The 18,179-nt window shown below is 64.2% G+C and carries 17 protein-coding genes, 1 tRNA gene, 1 other RNA gene and 1 riboswitch; of the genes, 10 read left to right on the top strand and 9 right to left on the bottom strand.

The window, feature by feature from the left end:
* Positions 1–12: 12 nt before the first annotated feature.
* Positions 13–2,541: a glycogen/starch/alpha-glucan phosphorylase gene (locus SynWH8101_RS00840; protein WP_130128180.1), complete on the top strand. Its 2,529-nt coding sequence runs from the start codon at positions 13–15 to the stop codon at positions 2,539–2,541.
* On the top strand, positions 2,541–3,593 hold the full coding sequence (locus SynWH8101_RS00835) for an acetate/propionate family kinase (protein ID WP_130128179.1): 1,053 nt from the start codon (positions 2,541–2,543) through the stop codon (positions 3,591–3,593). Before SynWH8101_RS00840 ends, SynWH8101_RS00835 begins: the two co-directional genes overlap by 1 nt.
* A gap of 3 nt (positions 3,594–3,596) precedes the next feature.
* Here the strand turns inward: SynWH8101_RS00835 and SynWH8101_RS00830 are convergent, their stop codons facing one another.
* The 3 genes from SynWH8101_RS00830 to SynWH8101_RS00820 all read right to left on the bottom strand — a co-directional run bounded on the left by SynWH8101_RS00830 (position 3,597) and on the right by SynWH8101_RS00820 (position 4,600).
* Positions 3,597–4,052, bottom strand: a complete 456-nt coding sequence (locus tag SynWH8101_RS00830) for a hypothetical protein (protein ID WP_130128178.1) — start codon at positions 4,050–4,052, stop codon at positions 3,597–3,599.
* 38 nt (positions 4,053–4,090) lie between these two features.
* Positions 4,091–4,453, bottom strand: coding sequence for a hypothetical protein (locus SynWH8101_RS00825; protein WP_130128177.1), 363 nt, complete (start codon positions 4,451–4,453; stop codon positions 4,091–4,093).
* A 73-nt stretch (positions 4,454–4,526) separates the two neighbouring features.
* Positions 4,527–4,600: transfer RNA gene (locus tag SynWH8101_RS00820), tRNA-Arg, on the bottom strand.
* Between the two features lie 21 nt (positions 4,601–4,621).
* On the opposite strand from SynWH8101_RS00820, the gene rnpB reads away from it, so the two are divergent.
* An RNA gene (rnpB, locus tag SynWH8101_RS00815) (RNase P RNA component class A) lies at positions 4,622–5,013 on the top strand.
* Between the two features lie 18 nt (positions 5,014–5,031).
* Here the strand turns inward: rnpB and SynWH8101_RS00810 are convergent.
* On the bottom strand, positions 5,032–5,784 hold the full coding sequence (locus tag SynWH8101_RS00810) for a YdcF family protein (protein ID WP_130128176.1): 753 nt from the start codon (positions 5,782–5,784) through the stop codon (positions 5,032–5,034).
* Positions 5,785–5,872: 88 nt separating this feature from the next.
* On the opposite strand from SynWH8101_RS00810, the gene SynWH8101_RS00805 reads away from it, so the two are divergent.
* Positions 5,873–6,625, top strand: a complete 753-nt coding sequence (locus SynWH8101_RS00805) for a ribonuclease III family protein (protein WP_130128175.1) — start codon at positions 5,873–5,875, stop codon at positions 6,623–6,625.
* Here the strand turns inward: SynWH8101_RS00805 and SynWH8101_RS00800 are convergent.
* The gene (locus tag SynWH8101_RS00800) at positions 6,589–7,404 is read right to left on the bottom strand and encodes an ion transporter (RefSeq protein ID WP_130128174.1); all 816 of its coding nucleotides are present in this window, start codon (positions 7,402–7,404) and stop codon (positions 6,589–6,591) included. The two genes, SynWH8101_RS00805 and SynWH8101_RS00800, sit on opposite strands and share 37 nt — an antisense overlap.
* 5 nt (positions 7,405–7,409) lie before the next feature.
* Entirely contained in the window at positions 7,410–7,592 is a 183-nt protein-coding gene (locus tag SynWH8101_RS00795; RefSeq protein WP_130128173.1) for an NAD(P)H dehydrogenase subunit NdhS, read from the bottom strand.
* A gap of 51 nt (positions 7,593–7,643) precedes the next feature.
* Here SynWH8101_RS00795 and rimM point away from each other — a divergent pair, with 51 nt between their 5' ends.
* On the top strand, positions 7,644–8,171 hold the full coding sequence (gene rimM / locus SynWH8101_RS00790) for a ribosome maturation factor RimM (RefSeq protein ID WP_130128172.1): 528 nt from the start codon (positions 7,644–7,646) through the stop codon (positions 8,169–8,171).
* Positions 8,172–8,232: 61 nt separating this feature from the next.
* Positions 8,233–9,690 (top strand): mannose-1-phosphate guanylyltransferase/mannose-6-phosphate isomerase, encoded by a 1,458-nt coding sequence (locus tag SynWH8101_RS00785; protein ID WP_130128171.1) that lies wholly within the window; start codon positions 8,233–8,235, stop codon positions 9,688–9,690.
* Here SynWH8101_RS00785 and glmS read toward each other — a convergent pair.
* Together glmS and psaC are read right to left on the bottom strand one after the other, a co-directional pair.
* Positions 9,677–11,563, bottom strand: coding sequence for a glutamine--fructose-6-phosphate transaminase (isomerizing) (gene glmS / locus SynWH8101_RS00780; RefSeq protein WP_130128170.1), 1,887 nt, complete (start codon positions 11,561–11,563; stop codon positions 9,677–9,679). The two genes, SynWH8101_RS00785 and glmS, sit on opposite strands and share 14 nt — an antisense overlap.
* A 54-nt stretch (positions 11,564–11,617) precedes the next feature.
* On the bottom strand, positions 11,618–11,863 hold the full coding sequence (psaC, locus tag SynWH8101_RS00775) for a photosystem I iron-sulfur center protein PsaC (protein ID WP_007099573.1): 246 nt from the start codon (positions 11,861–11,863) through the stop codon (positions 11,618–11,620).
* Between the two features lie 138 nt (positions 11,864–12,001).
* Here psaC and acpP point away from each other — a divergent pair, with 138 nt between their 5' ends.
* The 4 genes from acpP to SynWH8101_RS00755 all read left to right on the top strand — a co-directional run bounded on the left by acpP (position 12,002) and on the right by SynWH8101_RS00755 (position 16,574).
* Complete coding sequence (gene acpP / locus SynWH8101_RS00770; protein WP_007100992.1) at positions 12,002–12,244, top strand: acyl carrier protein; 243 nt, start codon at positions 12,002–12,004, stop codon at positions 12,242–12,244.
* Positions 12,245–12,252: 8 nt separating this feature from the next.
* Complete coding sequence (gene fabF, locus SynWH8101_RS00765; RefSeq protein ID WP_130128169.1) at positions 12,253–13,500, top strand: beta-ketoacyl-ACP synthase II; 1,248 nt, start codon at positions 12,253–12,255, stop codon at positions 13,498–13,500.
* A 44-nt stretch (positions 13,501–13,544) separates the two neighbouring features.
* Positions 13,545–15,554 carry a transketolase gene (gene tkt, locus SynWH8101_RS00760; RefSeq protein WP_130128168.1) on the top strand — a complete coding sequence of 670 codons (2,010 nt, stop codon included), beginning with the start codon at positions 13,545–13,547 and terminating at the stop codon, positions 15,552–15,554.
* Positions 15,555–15,626: 72 nt separating this feature from the next.
* On the top strand, positions 15,627–16,574 hold the full coding sequence (locus SynWH8101_RS00755) for a UDP-glucuronic acid decarboxylase family protein (protein WP_130128167.1): 948 nt from the start codon (positions 15,627–15,629) through the stop codon (positions 16,572–16,574).
* A gap of 28 nt (positions 16,575–16,602) precedes the next feature.
* On the opposite strand, the gene thiC is transcribed toward SynWH8101_RS00755, so the two are convergent.
* Positions 16,603–18,003: a phosphomethylpyrimidine synthase ThiC gene (gene thiC / locus SynWH8101_RS00750; RefSeq protein WP_130128166.1), complete on the bottom strand. Its 1,401-nt coding sequence runs from the start codon at positions 18,001–18,003 to the stop codon at positions 16,603–16,605.
* Between the two features lie 46 nt (positions 18,004–18,049).
* Positions 18,050–18,158: riboswitch (TPP riboswitch) on the bottom strand.
* Positions 18,159–18,179: the final 21 nt, after the last annotated feature.

Genomic DNA, 18,179 nt, shown 5'->3' with positions numbered 1-18,179 from the left:
CTTCCCCACTCCATGAGCAGCACTCCCTCCCAACGCCTCGACCTGCGCCTGCCCACCCCCGGCTGTTATGCCGACCCTGAACGGGCTGGCCTGGAGGCCGACGCCGTCTTTGACGGCATGACCGAGCACCTCTTCTTCACGCTCGGCAAGCTGGCCCCCACCGCCAGCCGCCATGACCTCTACATGGCCCTGAGCTACGCGGTGCGGGATCGCCTGATGACCCGGTACCTCGCGAGCCTGGAGGCGATCCGGGCCCAGCCGCAGCGCAGCGTCGCCTACCTGTCGGCGGAGTTCCTAATCGGTCCGCAGCTCAACAACAACCTGCTCAACCTGGGCATGCAGCAGGCGGCGGAGGAAGCACTGAAGCGCTTCGGCATCGAGTCGCTGCAGCAGATCCTCGAAGTTGAGGAGGAGCCCGGCCTCGGCAACGGCGGCCTCGGTCGCCTCGCCGCTTGCTACATGGAATCGCTGGCCAGCCTGCAGGTGCCCGCCACCGGTTACGGCATCCGCTACGAGTTCGGCATCTTCGATCAGCTGATCCGCGATGGCTGGCAGGTGGAGGTCACTGACAAGTGGCTCAAAGGGGGCTGGCCCTGGGAACTGCCCCAGCCGGATGAGGCCTGCTTCGTGGGTTTCGGCGGCCGCACCGAGAGCTACATCGACGACAAGGGCAATTACCGCTCCCGCTGGATCCCAGCCGAGCATGCCATCGGTGTGCCCCACGACGTGCCTGTGTTGGGCTACCGGGTGAACACCTGCGATCGGCTGCGGCTCTGGCGCGCCGATGCCACCGAGAGCTTCGACTTCTATGCCTTCAACATCGGCGATTACTACGGCGCTGTTGAGGAGAAGGTGGGCAGCGAAACCCTCTCCAAGGTGCTCTATCCAAACGACGGCACCGATGAGGGCCGCCGCCTGCGCCTGAAGCAGCAGCACTTCTTCGTGAGCTGCTCGCTGCAGGACATGCTGCGCAGCCTCGACCACCGCGGCCTGGCCGTGGAGGACTTCCCCAACTACTGGACTGTTCAGCTCAACGACACCCACCCGGCGATCGCCGTGGCCGAGCTGATGCGGCTGCTGATCGACGATCGCCACCTGGAGTGGGACAAGGCCTGGGACATCACCAGCCGCTCGGTGGCCTACACCAACCACACCCTGCTGCCAGAAGCCCTGGAGAAGTGGGATCTGGGCTTGTTCGCCGATCTGCTGCCCCGCCACCTGGAGCTGATCTACGAGATCAACCGCCGCTTCCTGCAGCAGGTGCGTCTGCGCTACCCGGGCAACGATGCGATCCAGCGCAAGCTGTCCATCATTGATGAAGAGGGGGGCAAGGCGGTGCGCATGGCCCACCTGGCCACGATCGGCGCCCATCACGTCAACGGCGTGGCCGCCCTCCACTCCGACCTGGTGAAGAGCCAGCTGCTGCCGGAATTCGCCGAGCTCTGGCCGGAGAAGTTCACCAACGTCACCAACGGCGTCACGCCCCGCCGCTGGGTGGCCTTATCGAACCCCGAGCTGGCCAGCCTGCTCGATGAGCACATCGGCGAGGGTTGGATCACCGACATGGAGCAGCTGCGCCGGCTGGAGGAGCGCCAACACGATTCCGGCTTCCTCGAGCACTGGGGCGCCACCAAGTTGTCGGTGAAGCGCAAACTGTCGGGTTATATCCACCGCCACACCGGCGTGCTGGTGGATCCCGCCAGCCTGTTCGATGTGCAGGTGAAGCGCATCCACGAATACAAGCGCCAGCATCTCAATGCCCTGCAGGTGATCACCCAGTACCTGCGGATCAAGAACGGCCAGGCCGATGGCATGGCACCGCGCACGGTGATCTTCGGCGGCAAGGCTGCCCCGGGCTATTACATGGCGAAGCTGATCATCCGTTTCATCAACGGCATCGCCGAAACGGTGAATGCCGACCCCGACATGGATGGCCGCCTGCGGGTGGTGTTCCTGCCCGACTACAACGTGAAGCTGGGTGAGCAGGTGTATCCCGCCTCCGACCTGTCTGAGCAGATCTCCACCGCCGGCAAGGAGGCCTCCGGCACGGGCAACATGAAGTTCGCCATGAACGGGGCGCTCACCATCGGCACCCTCGATGGCGCCAATGTGGAGATCCGCGAGCGGGTGGGCGGTGAGAACTTCTTCCTGTTCGGCAAAACGGTGGAGGAGATCGGCGCCCTCAAGCGCAGCGGCTACCGCCCCTGGGAGGTGATCCAGTCGCTGCCCGAGCTCGCCGAAGCGATCCGGCTGGTGGAGATCGGCCACTTCAGCAATGGCGACAGCGACCTGTTCCGGCCGTTGCTCGACAACCTCACCGGCAGCGATCCCTTCTTCGTGATGGCGGATTTCGCCGATTACCTGCGCGCCCAGGACGCGGTGAGCCGTGCCTGGCATGATCGCCAGCACTGGAACCGGATGTCGCTGCTGAACACGGCCCGCACCGGCTTCTTCTCCTCCGATCGCTCGATCCGGGAGTATTGCGAGTCGATCTGGAACGTGCAGCCCCTGAACGTGGAGATCACCTGCGACGTGCGCTGATGGCTCCGCTCACCCTGGTGATCAACCTGGGCAGCTCCAGCCTCAAGGCCGCCCTGCTCGAACCGGGTGGGGTGGCCTGCTGGCACCAGGGGCGCAGCCTGGCTCCCGGGGAAGAGCTCCACACCGTGCTGCACGACTGGCTGGCGCCGGCCCTGGCTGAGCATCGCCAGGCGCTGGTGCGCATCGGCCACCGGGTGGTGCACGGCGGTGAGCGTTTCATCGCTCCCACCCGGATCGATGCGGCGGTGGAGCAAGAGCTTCAATCGCTGATCCCGCTGGCACCGCTGCACAATCCACCGGCCCTAACGGGCATCGCCTGGGCCCGGGCCTGGGCGCCGGAGCTGCCGCAGTGGGCCTGTTTCGACACCGCCTTCCACAGCACCCTGCCGGAAGCGGCCCGCACCTACGCGCTGCCGGCAGAGCTGCGGGCTCGGGGGCTGCGCCGCTTCGGCTTTCATGGCCTCAACCACCAGCACGTGGCGGAAACCGTGGCCGCGCAGTGGCAGGCCCAGGGCCGCGATCCCAGTCAGCTGCGCCTGATCAGCGCCCATCTCGGGGCGGGGGCGTCGTTGGCGGCGGTGCATGGCGGCCGCTGCATCGACACCACCATGGGCTACACGCCGCTGGAGGGGCTGGTGATGGCCACCCGCAGCGGCAGCGTCGACCCCGGTGTGCTGCTGGAGTTGATGCGGGAAGGCTTCAGCGAAGCGCAACTGGCGGAGCTGCTGCAGAAGCAGGCCGGCCTCAAGGGCCTCTCGGGGCTGAGCGGCGACATGCGGGAGATCCGTGAGCAGGCTGCCGCTGGCCATGCCGGTGCCACACTGGCGCTGGCGGTGTTCCGCCACCGGTTGCTACAGGAAGTTGGCGCCATGGCCGCAAGTCTGGGCGGCGTCGACGTGCTCGCGCTCACGGGGGGCATCGGCGAACACGATGGAGCCCTCAAGCAGGAACTGGGCGATGCTCTCAGCTGGATCCCCGGTCTGGAGATTCAGGTGGTGCCCGCCGATGAAGAAGGGATGATCGCCCGCCTCAGTGAGAGGGCTAATTTCTGAGGATCAGCCGCGATCGGGCAGGTCGGGGGTCTGATGGAGCAAGCGGTTGAGGCGCAACCGATCGGCATTGAGTGGATCAGGGGCGAGCTCACCGGCCAGCTCACGGAACTTCTGCTCAATATCGTCGGGCACGCGCACATCAAAGATGCGCTCCATCAAGGCCTCGATCGAAAAGAGATGGGCATTGATGTTTTCCAGATCGGCCATTGCCTGCTGAATCGCATCGGCCGGCTCCTCAGTGCCGCCCACGGGGGTGGCGTGGGCTTGGGCCTCGGAGCTGCGGGCGCCGTGCTGCTTCTGCAGATCTTCCAGCACACGACCCGAAAGGGTACGGAACGCCTGCAGCGCGGCCCAGCTGAGCTCCTGCTGCTGACGCAGGGTGGGGCATTCACGGATCAGACGGTCGTGCTCCCGGTAGAAGCGTTGGCAGTCAGGGCATTGACAGGGCTCTTCAGGCACCGCAGACCCTCTAGATCAATTCCCACTATGGCACCTGATCATGCTGCCAGGGGCGGTTCTCCCGAAAAATCCCCCGAAAAACCCTGATCTCCGCCCTCTGGATCAGAACCATCGGCACTGTCATCGGCAGCACCCGGGAGGGGGATTTCGATCGAACTCACCACCTGAATCACATCGCGGAGGCGCATGGAATCGGCAAACCAGCCCATCGCCTGCTCGGTGTCGCCACGGCGCTCGGCATCGCTGGCCTGGTCTTCGTGCGCTTCGGCCAGCAGGGCCAACCAGCAAAGGCACCGGGCCTGCACCACAGAGAGATCGAGATCGGTGGGCTGGGAGTCGGCGATGCGCTCGCTTTCCTGCTGAACAAGGAGCCTCAGCCGCAGATCGTGAAGCTGGGTCATGGCACCGGGTTCACTGGCGCAACGCTAGCGGGGGTGTGCGTTCTGGCCACCCCACCAAATGTAGTGTCGACTACGGGGCTGGCGGGACTCGAACCCACGACCTACGGTTTAGGAAACCGTCGCTCTATCCGGCTGAGCTACAGCCCCTCAGTGGCCATTATGGGGTTTGAAAGCAGGCGAGGTGGTCGCGATCGAGGCGTCGTCCCACGGGGCGATGGGCTCGGTTGAGGAAAGTCCGGGCTCCCCGATGGCCAGGCTTGCTGGGTAACGCCCAGTGCGGGTGACCGTGAGGAGAGTGCCACAGAAACACACCGCCGATGGCCGGCTCGCCGGCACAGGCAAGGGTGCAAAGGTGCGGTAAGAGCGCACCAGCAGCATCGAGAGGTGCTGGCTCGGTAAACCCCGGCCGGGAGCAAGGCCCAGGAACGACGGTTGGCCATCAGCCCCGTTCCGCCAACAACGTGCCGCTCGAGGTCGTCGGTAACGGCGATCCCAGATAGATGACCACCCCCCTTCCCCGGAAGGGAGAACAGAACCCGGCTTATGTCCTGCTTTCACCCTATTAGCTCAGTAGCTCTTCACCAAGCTCGATACACCAGTCGCCCCAACAACTCGCGCAGAGCGCGGGAACTGTGATCGAGAGCCTGGGCTGTGGGCAGCCACTGGCTGGGATCCCGCCACAGGGGGCCGGCCCAGGCCCCACGGGATTGAAAATCCACCGGAAACGGCTTTACCTGCAGCCCCTGCCGCTCGAACAGCCGCTGGGCCCGGCGCATGTGGAACGCACTGGTGACCAGAAGGATGCGGGCGGAGGGACCATCGAGCAGCTGCCGAATCGCCACCGCTTCCTCAGCGGTGTTCACCACCACCGGCGTGCTGGCCATGGCCGCTGGAGGAATGCCGAGCTGCTCCGCTTCGGCGAGATAGCGCTGGCCTTCCGGGGGCTGTCCGGGTCGAAAAGGGCTGGCTCCGCCGGTGAAAAGCAGGCGCGGCGCCTTGCCGGCCCGATAGAGATCGAGCCCAGCCAGGAAGCGATCGGGATCTTCCCACTCGCTGATACGGGCCGCCCCCGGAGCGGGATGACGGCCACCACTGAGCACCACAATCGCATCGGCCGAAGAGGCTGCTGACGCAGGCAGGCGCTGCCAGGGAGCTTCCAACCAGCGCCACAGGGCCTGACTCACCAGTCCAAGCGAAAACATCCACAGCAGCGCAAGGGCTCCGATCACCGGCCACCGCCAGCGCATCGACAGCCCCAGAAGCAGCAGAATCAGGCTCAACCCCAGGGGCAGCAGGGCCAGGGGAAGGATTTTGCTGAGCCAGTAGGTCATGGCCAAAGTGTGCCGATAGCAGCAACGCCGCCCACCGGAACCGCCCCTGTCTTTCGAAGGCAATCATGGGGGATGCCGCGCCTGCGCCATGGCACCGAACACGCCGACTGCAATCGATGCCGCTCGTCGCGAGCAGCTGGAGAAGCTCTGGCTGCAGCTTGACCTCACCCCGCCGCTGCCGCTCAAGGGCCGCGAACTCGCCCAACTCAATGAAGCGCTCACCCACACCTCCAGCGGTCTGCATCCCCATCACGAGCAGCTGGAATTTCTCGGCGATGCGGTGCTGCGCCTGGCCGCCACCGAGTTCATCGCCAGCATTTATCCCCAGCTGCCGGTGGGGGACCGATCTTCCCTGCGCGCCCAGCTGGTGAGCGATCAGTGGCTGGCTCAGCTGGGGGAAACCATCGGCATCGAGCACTGGTGGCGGATCGGTGCCACGGCCAGCGGTGATGTCGCCGCGCACGCCACCCTGCGCGCCGAACTCAGTGAAGCGCTGATCGGCGCGATCTATGCCATCGGGGGGCTGCAGCCGGTGCAGGCCTGGCTGACGCCCTATTGGCAGCAGACCAGCGCCGCCGTGCTCGCCGATCCGCACCGGGGCAACAGCAAATCCGCCCTACAGGAGTGGAGCCAGAGTCAGGCCCAGGGCCTGCCGGCCTATGACACCCGGGAGATCAGCCGGCGCCACGGTGACCCGCGCCGCTTTCATTGCCGCGTGAGCCTGCCCGATCTCCTCGCTGAGGGATGGGGCGGCTCACGCCGCCAGGCGGAACAGGAGGCCGCCAGGAACGCCCTGCAACACCTTCAAGAACGCCCTAAGGGCAACACCGCGCCGCACTGATCGCAATGGGCGGCCCGGTGGCGGTGGCCGGTGCGGCCGCAATCCCCACAGGAGCGTTGATCCTGCCGGGCCTGATTGATCGTCTCCACCGTGACGATGCCGGTGGGGATGGCAATGATCCCGAAGCCGAGCAACATCACCACCGCCGCCAACAAGCGACCGAGCACCGTCTGGGGCACCACATCGCCGTAGCCCACGGTGGTCATGGTGACGATCGCCCAATACACGCCGTGCCCCACGGTCTGGAACTGCGTCTGGGGGTGACCACTTTCAATCACCACCATCACGTAACCCAGCACCACCTGGGTCATCACCACAAAGAACAGGAACACGCCGATGCGGCGGGCACTGGCGCGCAGGGCATTGCCAAGCAGCTGGGCCTCATCGAGAAAGCGCAGCAGCTTGAACACCCGCAGCACCCGCCCGAACTTGAAGATCCAGAGGATTAGGCCACTGCTGATCTGGGGCACAAAAAAGAACAGCACCGCCGAGAGGTCGATCAGGCCGTAGAAGCTGCGCAGGTAGGCGAGCGGCCGGGGCGTGACCCAGAGGTGGAGCAGAAAATCGGCGATGAACACCAGCAGGCAGGCCCGCTCAAGGCTGTGCACCCAGGCCGGCACCACATCATCCGCAGCGAGATGGAGCGGATGGGGCTCAACCATCAGCCCCGCCACACTCACCAGGATCGTGCCAAAAATGATCAGGTTGTAAAGGCGTCCGGCTCGGGTGTCGGAGTCGAGCACGACCCGCCGCAGCTGCACCCGGACGCCGGCCAACATCACTCTCAGGCGGCGCTGAGATCCCTGAGGCGGAGGGTCACGAGCTTGTCCCAGTTGCCGCCTTCAAACAGCACCGCTGCCCGGTCCCCGCTGATCCGCTGCACGAACCCGGTGTACCCGTTGTAGATCGAACGAGGATCCACCACCTTCACCGTGGCACCGGGCAGGATCGGAGCGGTGGAGGCCATGGATGCAGGCAGCGATCGATACCCAGTATCGCGTGGCGACATGATGAGCTGATGAACAGCAACGACTGGCTGGCGGTGGGAACCGTGGTGGGGGCCCAGGGGCTCCGCGGCGAGCTGCGCGTCAATCCCGCCAGTGAGTTCCAGGAGCGCTTCACCACACCCGGCACCCGCTGGCTGCAGGCCCGTGGCGGCGAACCCCGCGCCGTGGAGTTGAGCAGCGGTCGGCAGCTGCCCGGCAAACAGCTGTTCGTGGTGCGCTTCGAGGGGATTAACGACCGCAGCGCCGCCGAAGCCCTGGTGGGCCAGACCCTGTTGGTGCGCGCCGATGACCGTCCCGCCCTGGCCGATGGCGAATTTCACCTCCTCGATCTAGTGGGCCTCGAGGTGCGGCTCCAGGCCGATGCTGAAGCGATCGGCAGCGTCACCGACCTGATCAGCGGTGGCAATGACCTGCTGGAGGTGGAGCGCAGGGATGGCCGCAAACAACTGATTCCCTTCGTGGAGGCGATCGTGCCGGAGGTGCACCTGAAGGCGGGCTGGCTGCTGCTCACTCCACCGCCTGGCCTTCTGGAGCTGTAGCTGGCACTGACAAGCGCTCCAGCCTTGCGCGACACTGGCGCCACGTTCGGCTCAGCCCACGGTGACCACCCCCCTGATCCCGGTGATCCTCTGCGGCGGCACCGGCACCCGGCTCTGGCCCCTCTCCCGCGCCAGCTACCCCAAACAGTATTGGCCCCTGGGGGGGAGCGGCGACGAAACCCTGCTGCAGCAAACCCAGCAACGGCTGGAGGGACTGAGCGGCCTCGGAGCTCCCCTGCTGATCTGCAACGACGACCACCGTTTCATCGTGGCCGAACAGATGCGCCAGATCGGTGTGGAGCCGGGCGCCATCCTGCTGGAGCCGATGGGGCGCAACACGGCACCGGCTGTGGCGGTCGCCGCCCTCCAGGCCACCGCCCGCGGTGAGGATCCGCTTCTGCTGGTGCTGGCCGCCGATCACGTGATCCGCGATGCGGCCCTTTTTCGCGCCGCGATCGAAGCCGGTCGGGCCGACGCGGAAGCAGGCCGTCTGGTGACCTTCGGGATCGTGCCGACAGCGCCGGAAACCGGCTATGGCTACATCGAAGCGGCGGCGCCGCTAGAGGCGGGATCGCTCCAACCCGTGCCGATTGCGCGCTTTGTGGAGAAGCCCGATCGCACCACGGCCGAGCAGTTCCTCGCCAGCGGTCGCTTCACCTGGAACAGCGGCATGTTCCTCTTCCGGGCCAGCGCCATGCTCGCCGAGCTGGAGCGGCTGGCGCCTGAAGTGGTGAGCTGCTGCCGCGCCGCTCTGGAGCAGGACGTGGCCGACCTCGACTTCCTACGCCTGGAACGAGAAGCCTTCGCCAAGTGCCCGAATGTGGCCATCGACGTGGCCGTGATGGAGAAAACGGTGCTGGGCTCGGTGCTGCCCCTGGCGGCAGGCTGGAGTGATGTGGGCAGCTGGAGTGCCCTGTGGGACACCGCCGATCGCGATGACGACGGAAACGTTCTGCGCGGCCGAGTGATCAGCGCAGGCAGCCGCAACTGCTACCTGCGCAGCGAGCATCGCCTCGTGGTGGGGCTGGGGGTGGAGAACCTGGTGGTGGTGGAAACCGATGACGCCGTGCTGATCGCCGATCGCAGCCAGACCCAGAACGTGAAAACGATCGTGAAGCAACTGGAGGCCGACGGCAGCCCCGAAGGCAAGGCCCACCGCAGGATCTACCGCCCCTGGGGCTCCTACACCGGCGTGGTGGAAGGCAACCGTTGGCAAGTGAAACGAATCTCAGTCAAACCGGGTGCAAGCCTGTCGCTGCAGATGCACCACCACCGCGCCGAACACTGGGTGGTGGTGAAGGGCACCGCCCTCGTCGAGCGGGATGGCAATCAACAACTCGTGGGGGAAAACCAGAGCACTTACATCCCGATGGGCTGCAAGCACAGACTGAGCAACCCCGGCCGTATCCCGGTGGAGATGATCGAGGTGCAGAGCGGTGAATACCTCGGTGAAGATGACATCGTGCGTTTCGACGATCTGTATGGCCGCAGTGATGCGGCCGCGATCACTCCACGGTGACGCTCTTCGCCAGGTTGCGCGGTTGATCCACATCGAGGCCACGATGGGCGGCGATGTGATAACTCAGCAGTTGCATCGGCACCACTGTGAGCAGGGGGCTCACCCATTCGCTCACCTCCGGCACTGCCAACAAGTCATCGAACAGGGCCGTGTCCGGCCCTTTCGGCGCCACGCCGATTAGCTGAGCATCGCGGGCTTTGGCCTCCTGGGCATTGCTCAGCACCTTCTCGAACACCACGCCGGGCACCGCGATTGACACCACCGGCACGTGGGCATCCAGCAGAGCGATCGGGCCATGCTTCATCTCTCCAGCCGGATAGCCCTCGGCGTGGATGTAGCTGATCTCCTTGAGCTTGAGCGCCCCCTCCAGGGCGATCGGATAATTGATGCCACGCCCCAGGAAGATCACGTCCTGGGTTTCAGCAAAGCGGTGGGCGAGCGCTTCCGACTCCCGATCGTGCCGCTCCACCAGTTGCCTGAGGTGGCTGGGAAGTTGGCGCAGCTCCGCCACCAAAGCGGCGATCTCCGCCACCGGCTGGCTACCGCGCCGGGCCGCAAAGCCGAGGGCCAGGGCATAAAACGCCAACAACTGGCCGAGGAACGTTTTGGTCGCCGCCACACCCACTTCAATGCCAGCGCCGATGTCGAGGATGTGTTCCACCTGGCGGGCCAGAGAACTCTCAGGCCGATTGGTGATCCCCAGCTGGCGCGGTGCATAGGCGTCATCGCCCAGGGCGCGGCGGCGCTCCGCCTCCATCGCCAGGGCGGCGAGGGTATCGGCCGTTTCCCCCGACTGGGTCACTCCGATGGTGAGCGTGTGGGGCGCCAGCGGCGGCGGCGCATAGCGGAATTCGCTGGCATAGAAAACGCTGGTGGGCAATCCGGCGAACTGCTCCAGCAGGTAGGCCCCCACCAAAGCCGCATGACGACTGGTGCCACAGGCCAGGATCTGAATCCGCTCCACCCCGGTGTAGAAGGCCTCATCGAACGGCAAGGCCACCGGATTCGTCTCCGGCAAACCGCTGGGGAGATGGCGCGCCACCCAGAGCTCGGCCGTTTCCGGCTGCTCATGAATCTCCTTGAGCATGAAGTGGCGGAAATGGCGCTTGTCGGCCACGTGATCCGAGCCACTCAATAGAGAGGGTGTGCGCTGCTGCCGCACGCCATCAGCGTCGTAAAGCTCGATGCCCAAAGGGCTGAGCAGGGCGACTTCCCCGTCCTCCATCGGCAGGATCGTGCGGGTGATCCCGGCGAGAGCCGGCGTGTCGCTGGCGCAGACAAACTCCCCTTCACCAAGACCGATCAGCAACGGCGCCGCCCGACGGGCCACCACCAGGGCGCCGGGAACCTCCGCCCACACCACCGCCAAGGCATAGGCGCCCTGCAGCTGAGGCAGCACCGCCTGCACCGCCTCCAGCAGCAGAGCCCCATCGGCGGGGCGCCCTTCTGAACGCAAAGCCTGCAACCGGGCTGCGATCAGGTGGGGAATCACCTCGGTGTCGGTCTCCGACTCGAACACCACTCCTGCAGCCATGAGCTGCTCCCGCAGGCTGCGGTGGTTCTCGATGATGCCGTTCTGCACCACCGCCACCGTGCCGCTGCCATCCCGATGGGGATGGGCATTGCGCTCCTCTGGTTTTCCATGGGTGGCCCAGCGGGTGTGGCCGATGCCGCAGTGGCCTGGTGCTCCCTCCGCTTCCAGCCGTGTCGCCAGGTTCACCAACTTGCCCTTGGCCCGGAGGCAATGCAGCTGGGTGGCCTCCACCGTGGCGATCCCGGCGGAGTCGTAGCCGCGATACTCCAGCTGCCTGAGGCCCTCCAGTAACAAGGGGGCCGCATCCCGCGAGCCAATGACCGCAACGATTCCGCACATATAAAAAAGCCCGGCAACTGCCGGGCTGAGCTTATGGCCTATTGACGAGCCAAATCAGTAAGCCAGGCCCATGCTGCGGCTGGTTTCATCACCGAGATACACGCGGATGCTGAGGAAGTCGGTGGGGCAGGCGGTTTCACAGCGCTTGCAACCAACGCAATCCTCAGTGCGGGGAGAGGACGCGATCTGACCGGCCTTGCAGCCGTCCCAGGGCACCATTTCGAGCACATCCAGAGGGCAGGCGCGCACACACTGAGTGCAGCCGATGCAGGTGTCGTAGATCTTGACGGCGTGGGACATGTGCCCGTTCCTGAACAGATGGCTTGGCGCCAAGGTACCCGTCACAACCGGAGCTGAACCACCTGTGGCACGTCGCCGTCACCGTTGTTAACGACCGCGAGACCAGCCCGTAGGATGCGTCGTCCCGTCTTCACGGCCATGTCCCAGGAAGCGATCCTCGAAAAAGTCCGTTCGATCGTGGCGGAGCAGCTCAGCGTTGATGCCGGCGACGTGAAGCCGGAATCCAACTTTCAGAACGATCTCGGCGCCGACTCCCTCGACACAGTCGAGCTGGTGATGGCTCTGGAAGAAGCCTTCGACATCGAAATTCCCGACGAAGCCGCTGAAGGCATCGCCACCGTTGGTGACGCCGTCAAGTACATCGAAGACAAGCAGGCCTGAGGATCGGGATGGTGGAGGGTCTCCAACGTGTCGTGGTCACGGGCCTCGGCGCGGTGACACCGATCGGCAACACGGTTGCCGACTACTGGACCGGGCTGACCTCCGGCCGCAATGGTGTGGCTCCGATCACACTGTTTGATGCCAGCGCCCACGCCTGCCGCTTCGCGGCGGAAGTGAAAGCCTTTGACCCCAGCGGCTATCTCGAAGCGAAGGAAGCCAAGCGCTGGGATCGGTTTTGCAAATTCGGTGTGGTGGCGGCCAAGCAGGCCCTTGCCGATTCCGGCCTGGAGATCACCGACGCCAATGCCCACCGCATCGGCATCAGCATCGGCTCTGGCGTCGGCGGCCTCCTGACGATGGAGACTCAGGCCCACGTCTTAGTCGACAAGGGACCAGGGCGGGTCAGCCCCTTCACGGTGCCGATGATGATCCCCAACATGGCCACCGGGCTGGCGGCCATCGCCCTCGGCGCCAAGGGCCCCAGCTCCGCCGTGGCCACCGCCTGTGCCGCCGGATCCAATGCGATCGGCGATGCCTTCCGGATCCTCCAGCTGGGAAAAGCCGACGCCATGATTTGCGGTGGCGCCGAATCAGCGATTACGCCCCTGGGAGTGGCCGGTTTCGCCAGCGCCAAGGCGTTGTCGTTCCGCAACGATGATCCCGCCACAGCCAGTCGCCCCTTCGACGCCGAGCGGGATGGTTTCGTGATCGGTGAAGGGGCAGGCCTGCTGGTGCTCGAAACCCTGGCCCACGCCGAAGCCCGCGGCGCCACGGTGCTGGCGGAAATCGTGGGCTACGGCACTACCTGTGATGCCCACCACATCACCGCCCCGACCCCGGGTGGTGTGGGCGGCGCCGCTGCCATCCGCCTAGCGCTCGACGATGCCGCCCTGGCCCCTGAGTGTGTGGGTTACATCAATGCCCATGGCACCAGCACCCCAGCCAACGACAGCAACGAAACCGCTGCCATCAAGAGCGCACTCGGTGATCGGGCCTCTCAGATCCCTGTGAGCTCCACCAAATCGATGACCGGCCACCTGCTTGGAGGCTCCGGGGGCATTGAGGCGGTGGCCAGCGTTCTCGCCATCCGCTATGGCGTTGTGCCCCCCACGATCAACTACGCCAACCCAGATCCCAACTGTGATCTGGATGTCGTTCCGAACACCGCCCGTGAAGCCACACTGGACGCGGTGCTCTCCAACTCCTTCGGCTTCGGCGGCCACAACGTCTGCCTTGCCTTCCGTCGCATGCGCTGATCCAAACTCTGCGCATCCACTGTTCTGTTCCTCGTCACCACGCCATGGTCGCCGCGCCCGCTTCCCTCGACACCCTCTGCATCAACAGCATCCGCATGCTGGCCGTTGATGCGGTCAACAAATCCAAGAGCGGCCACCCCGGTCTGCCCATGGGTGCAGCCCCGATGGGCTACACCCTCTGGGACAAGTTCCTGAAGCACAACCCCAAGAACCCCCTCTGGTTCAACCGAGATCGGTTCGTGCTCTCGGCTGGCCATGGCTGCATGCTCCTTTACGCGCTGCTGCACCTCACCGGTTACGACTCGGTGACGATGGACGACATCAAGCAGTTCCGTCAGTGGGGCTCCAAGACCCCCGGACACCCGGAAACCTTCGAAACCCCTGGCGTTGAAGTGACCACGGGTCCTCTTGGTGCCGGCATCTCCAATGCCGTGGGCCTAGCGATCGCTGAAGCCCACCTGGCGGCCAAGTTCAACAAGCCCGACGCCAAGGTCGTCGATCACTACACCTACGTGATCATGGGCGATGGCTGTAATCAGGAGGGTGTGGCCTCGGAAGCTTGCTCGTTGGCAGGTCACCTGAAGCTGGGCAAGCTGATCGCTCTCTACGACGACAACCACATCACCATCGACGGACGCACCGATGTGTCCTTCACCGAAGACGTTCTCAAGCGGTATGAGGCTTACGGCTGGCACGTGCAGCACGTGGCCGATGGCAACACCGATGTGAATGCCATTGCTCAGGCGATTGAGGCCGCCAAGGCCGTCACCGACAAGCCGTCGATCATCAAGGTGACCACCACGATCGGCTACGGCTCCCCCAACAAGAGCGACACGGCTGGTGTGCACGGCGCTCCCCTCGGCGAAGAAGAAACGGAACTCACCCGCAAGCAGCTCGGCTGGGACCACGGGCCGTTCGAAGTGCCCCAGGAGGCCTACGACCAATACCGTCAGGCGATCGAACGCGGCGCCAGCCTCGAAGCCGAATGGAACCAGGCTCTAGCCAGCTATCGCAACAAGTATCCCAGCGAAGCCGCTGAATTTGAGCGGATGCTGCGAGGTGAACTGCCCCAGGGCTGGGACAAGGATCTCCCCTCCTACACCCCCAACGACAAGGGTCTGGCCACCCGCAAGCACTCCCAGATCTGCCTGGGTGCCCTGGGCCCGAACCTGCCCGAGCTGATCGGTGGCTCCGCTGACCTCACCCACTCCAACTACACCGACATCGCCGGTGAGACTGGATCCTTCCAGCCGGAGACCCCCGAGAAGCGCTATCTGCACTTCGGCGTGCGCGAGCACGCCATGGCGGCGATCCTCAACGGCATCGCCTATCACAACAGCGGCTTGATCCCCTACGGCGGCACCTTCCTGGTGTTTGCTGACTACATGCGGGGTTCAATGCGCCTCTCCGCTCTCAGCGAGCTGGGCGTGATCTACGTGCTCACCCACGACTCCATCGGCGTTGGTGAAGACGGCCCCACCCACCAGCCGATCGAAACCATCCCTTCCCTGCGGGCGATGCCCAACCTGCTGGTGTTCCGCCCCGGCGACGGCAACGAAACCAGTGGCGCTTACAAGCTGGCCATCCAGAACCGCAAGCGTCCGAGTGCTCTCTGCCTCAGCCGCCAGGGCATGGCTAACCAGGCCAACTCCTCGATCGACAAGGTGGCCCACGGCGGTTACATCCTCGAGGATTGCGCTGGCACACCCGACTTGATTCTGATCGGCACGGGCACCGAACTCGATCTCTGCGTGCAAGCGGCCAAGCAGCTCAGCGCCGAAGGCCACAAGGTGCGCGTCGTCTCCATGCCCTGCGTGGAGCTGTTCGATGAGCAGAGCGAGGCCTACAAGGAAGAGGTTCTGCCCAGCGCCGTGCGCAAGCGGATCGTGGTGGAAGCAGCGGAAGCCTTCGGCTGGCACCGTTTCGTGGGCCTCGATGGCGCCACCGTCACCATGGATCGCTTCGGCGCCTCCGCCCCGGGCGGCACCTGCATGGAGAAGTTCGGCTTCACCGTGGAGAATGTAGTGGCCAAAGCCAAAGCGCTGCTGGGCTGAAGGCGACACCAACTCACAAGTGAATGATTTCATGGCCCCGCGCTTCATAGCGGGGCTTTTTTATTTCCAGCTATGGCTCCAACTCGAAACCTAATCACCGGCGGCGCCGGCTTTCTCGGCTCCCATCTGGTGGATCGGCTGATGCAAGCCGGCGAAGAAGTGATTTGTCTCGACAATTACTTCACCGGACGTAAAGCCAATATTCAGCACTGGATCGGTCATCCCAAGTTCGAGTTGATTCGTCACGATGTGACCGAACCGATCAAACTGGAGGTGGATCGGATCTGGCACCTGGCCTGCCCTGCATCCCCGATTCACTACCAACACAACCCGATCAAAACGGCTAAAACCAGCTTTCTGGGCACCTACAACATGCTGGGCCTGGCCCGGCGTGTGAAAGCGCGATTCCTCCTCGCGAGCACCAGCGAGGTGTATGGCGATCCCGAGGTTCACCCACAACCGGAAAGTTATCGCGGCTGCGTTAACGCCATCGGCATTCGCAGCTGCTACGACGAAGGTAAGCGCATCGCTGAAACACTCTGCTTTGACTACAAGCGCATGCACAACACGGAAATCCGTGTGATGCGCATCTTCAACACCTATGGTCCCCGCATGCTTCCCGACGATGGCCGCGTCGTGAGCAACTTCATTATGCAAGCACTCAGGGGAAAAGCACTGACCCTTTATGGCGATGGCCAGCAGACGCGATCCTTCTGCTACGTGGACGATCTAATCGAAGGCATGATCCGCCTAATGAAAAGCGATCACACAGGACCGATGAACATCGGCAACCCAGACGAATTCACCATCCAACAGCTGGCAAACATGGTGCGTGATCGGATCAATTCCGATCTGGCCATCGTCCATCAGCCCCTGCCTCAGGACGATCCGCTACAACGCCAGCCCGTAATCAAGCTGGCTCAAGATGTTCTCCAATGGCAACCGATAGTTCCCCTCGCCACCGGCCTGGATCGCACGATTGCAGATTTCAAATCGCGATGCAGCGGAGACGCCGACTGAACCGCATCTCCGCGCTCTCGAGTCATGATCACTCCGCCTTGTCCATCTTCACGCCGGCCAGTTCGGCGCCCCCTTTGGCCTTGAGCGCTTCTTCCAGGCCCTCGATGTCGGCATCGGTGATCTTGGTTTGCATCGGGCAGTGCTTCGGACCGCACATCGAGCAGAACTCCGCCTGCTTGTAGATATCCGCCGGCAGGGTTTCATCGTGATACTGCTTAGCCCGTTCGGGATCCAGCGACAGTTCAAACTGCTTGTTCCAATCGAAGTTGTAACGGGCCAGACTCAGCTCATCATCGCGATCGCGGGCACCGGGCCGGTGCCGGGCGATATCCGCCGCGTGGGCGGCGATCTTATAGGCGATCAAACCTTCGCGCACATCCTCGGCATTGGGAAGACCCAGGTGCTCCTTCGGTGTCACATAGCAGAGCATCGCCGTGCCATGCCAACCGGCCATGGCCGCACCAATGGCTGAGGTGATGTGGTCGTAGCCGGGTGCAATGTCGGTGACCAGGGGGCCGAGCACATAGAAGGGTGCTTCGTTGCACTCCTCCATCTGCTTTTTCACATTGAACTCGATCTGATCCATCGGCACGTGGCCCGGACCCTCCACCATCACCTGCACGTCGTGTTTCCAGGCGCGACGGGTGAGTTCGCCCAGGGTCTTCAATTCCGCCAGCTGCGCCTCGTCAGAAGCGTCGTGCTGACAACCGGGGCGCAGTGAATCGCCGAGCGAGAAGCTGCAGTCGTAACGCTTGAAGATCTCGCAGATGTCATCAAAACGGGTGTACAGCGGATTCTGCTTGTGGTGATACAGCATCCACTGCGCCAGGATGCCGCCACCACGGCTCACAATGCCGGTGAGGCGCCCTTTCACCTTGGGCAGGTGCTCAATCAGCAGACCAGCGTGAATCGTCTGGTAATCAACCCCCTGCTGGCAGTGCTTCTCGATGATGTGGAGAAAATCATCCTCGCTGAGCTTCTCGATCGAGCCATGCACGCTCTCCAGTGCCTGATACACGGGCACCGTGCCGATCGGCACAGGTGAGGCGTTGATGATCGCCGTGCGCACCTCATCCAGGTTCACTCCACCGGTGGAAAGATCCATCACCGTGTCGGCGCCATACTTCACCGCCAACTGCAGCTTTTCCACCTCCTGATCCACATCGGAGGCATTCGGAGAGGCGCCGATGTTGGCATTCACCTTGCAGGTGCTGGCGATGCCGATTGCCATCGGCTCCAGGTTGGTGTGGTTGATGTTGGCAGGGATGATCATGCGACCCCGAGCCACCTCCTCCATCACCAGCGATTCGGGCAGGTTCTCCCGTTTGGCTACGTAGGCCATCTCCTCAGTGACCACCCCCTGACGGGCGAAGTGCATCTGGGAGACGTTGGCCTGACCGCGGCGGGATTCAACCCAGGAAGCGCGCATGATCCGTGGAGCGATGGGACTGCCAGGAGGCGACGGAACAGCCGCAGATCACGCTTGGTCACTTCCCTGGCGCCGGCATGACCCGGATCAGGTGCGGAGGGTGTGATCTCAGCCCCCAAGCTGTAAGCAGCTCTGAGGCACCCCTAGTGGTGTTGGAACGCTAGCAAGGGCTGACC

Origin of the sequence: Synechococcus sp. WH 8101, assembly GCF_004209775.1 — a bacterium.
GTDB lineage: Bacteria > Cyanobacteriota > Cyanobacteriia > PCC-6307 > Cyanobiaceae > Synechococcus_C.
This window is presented reverse-complemented; position numbering and strand designations above follow the sequence as displayed.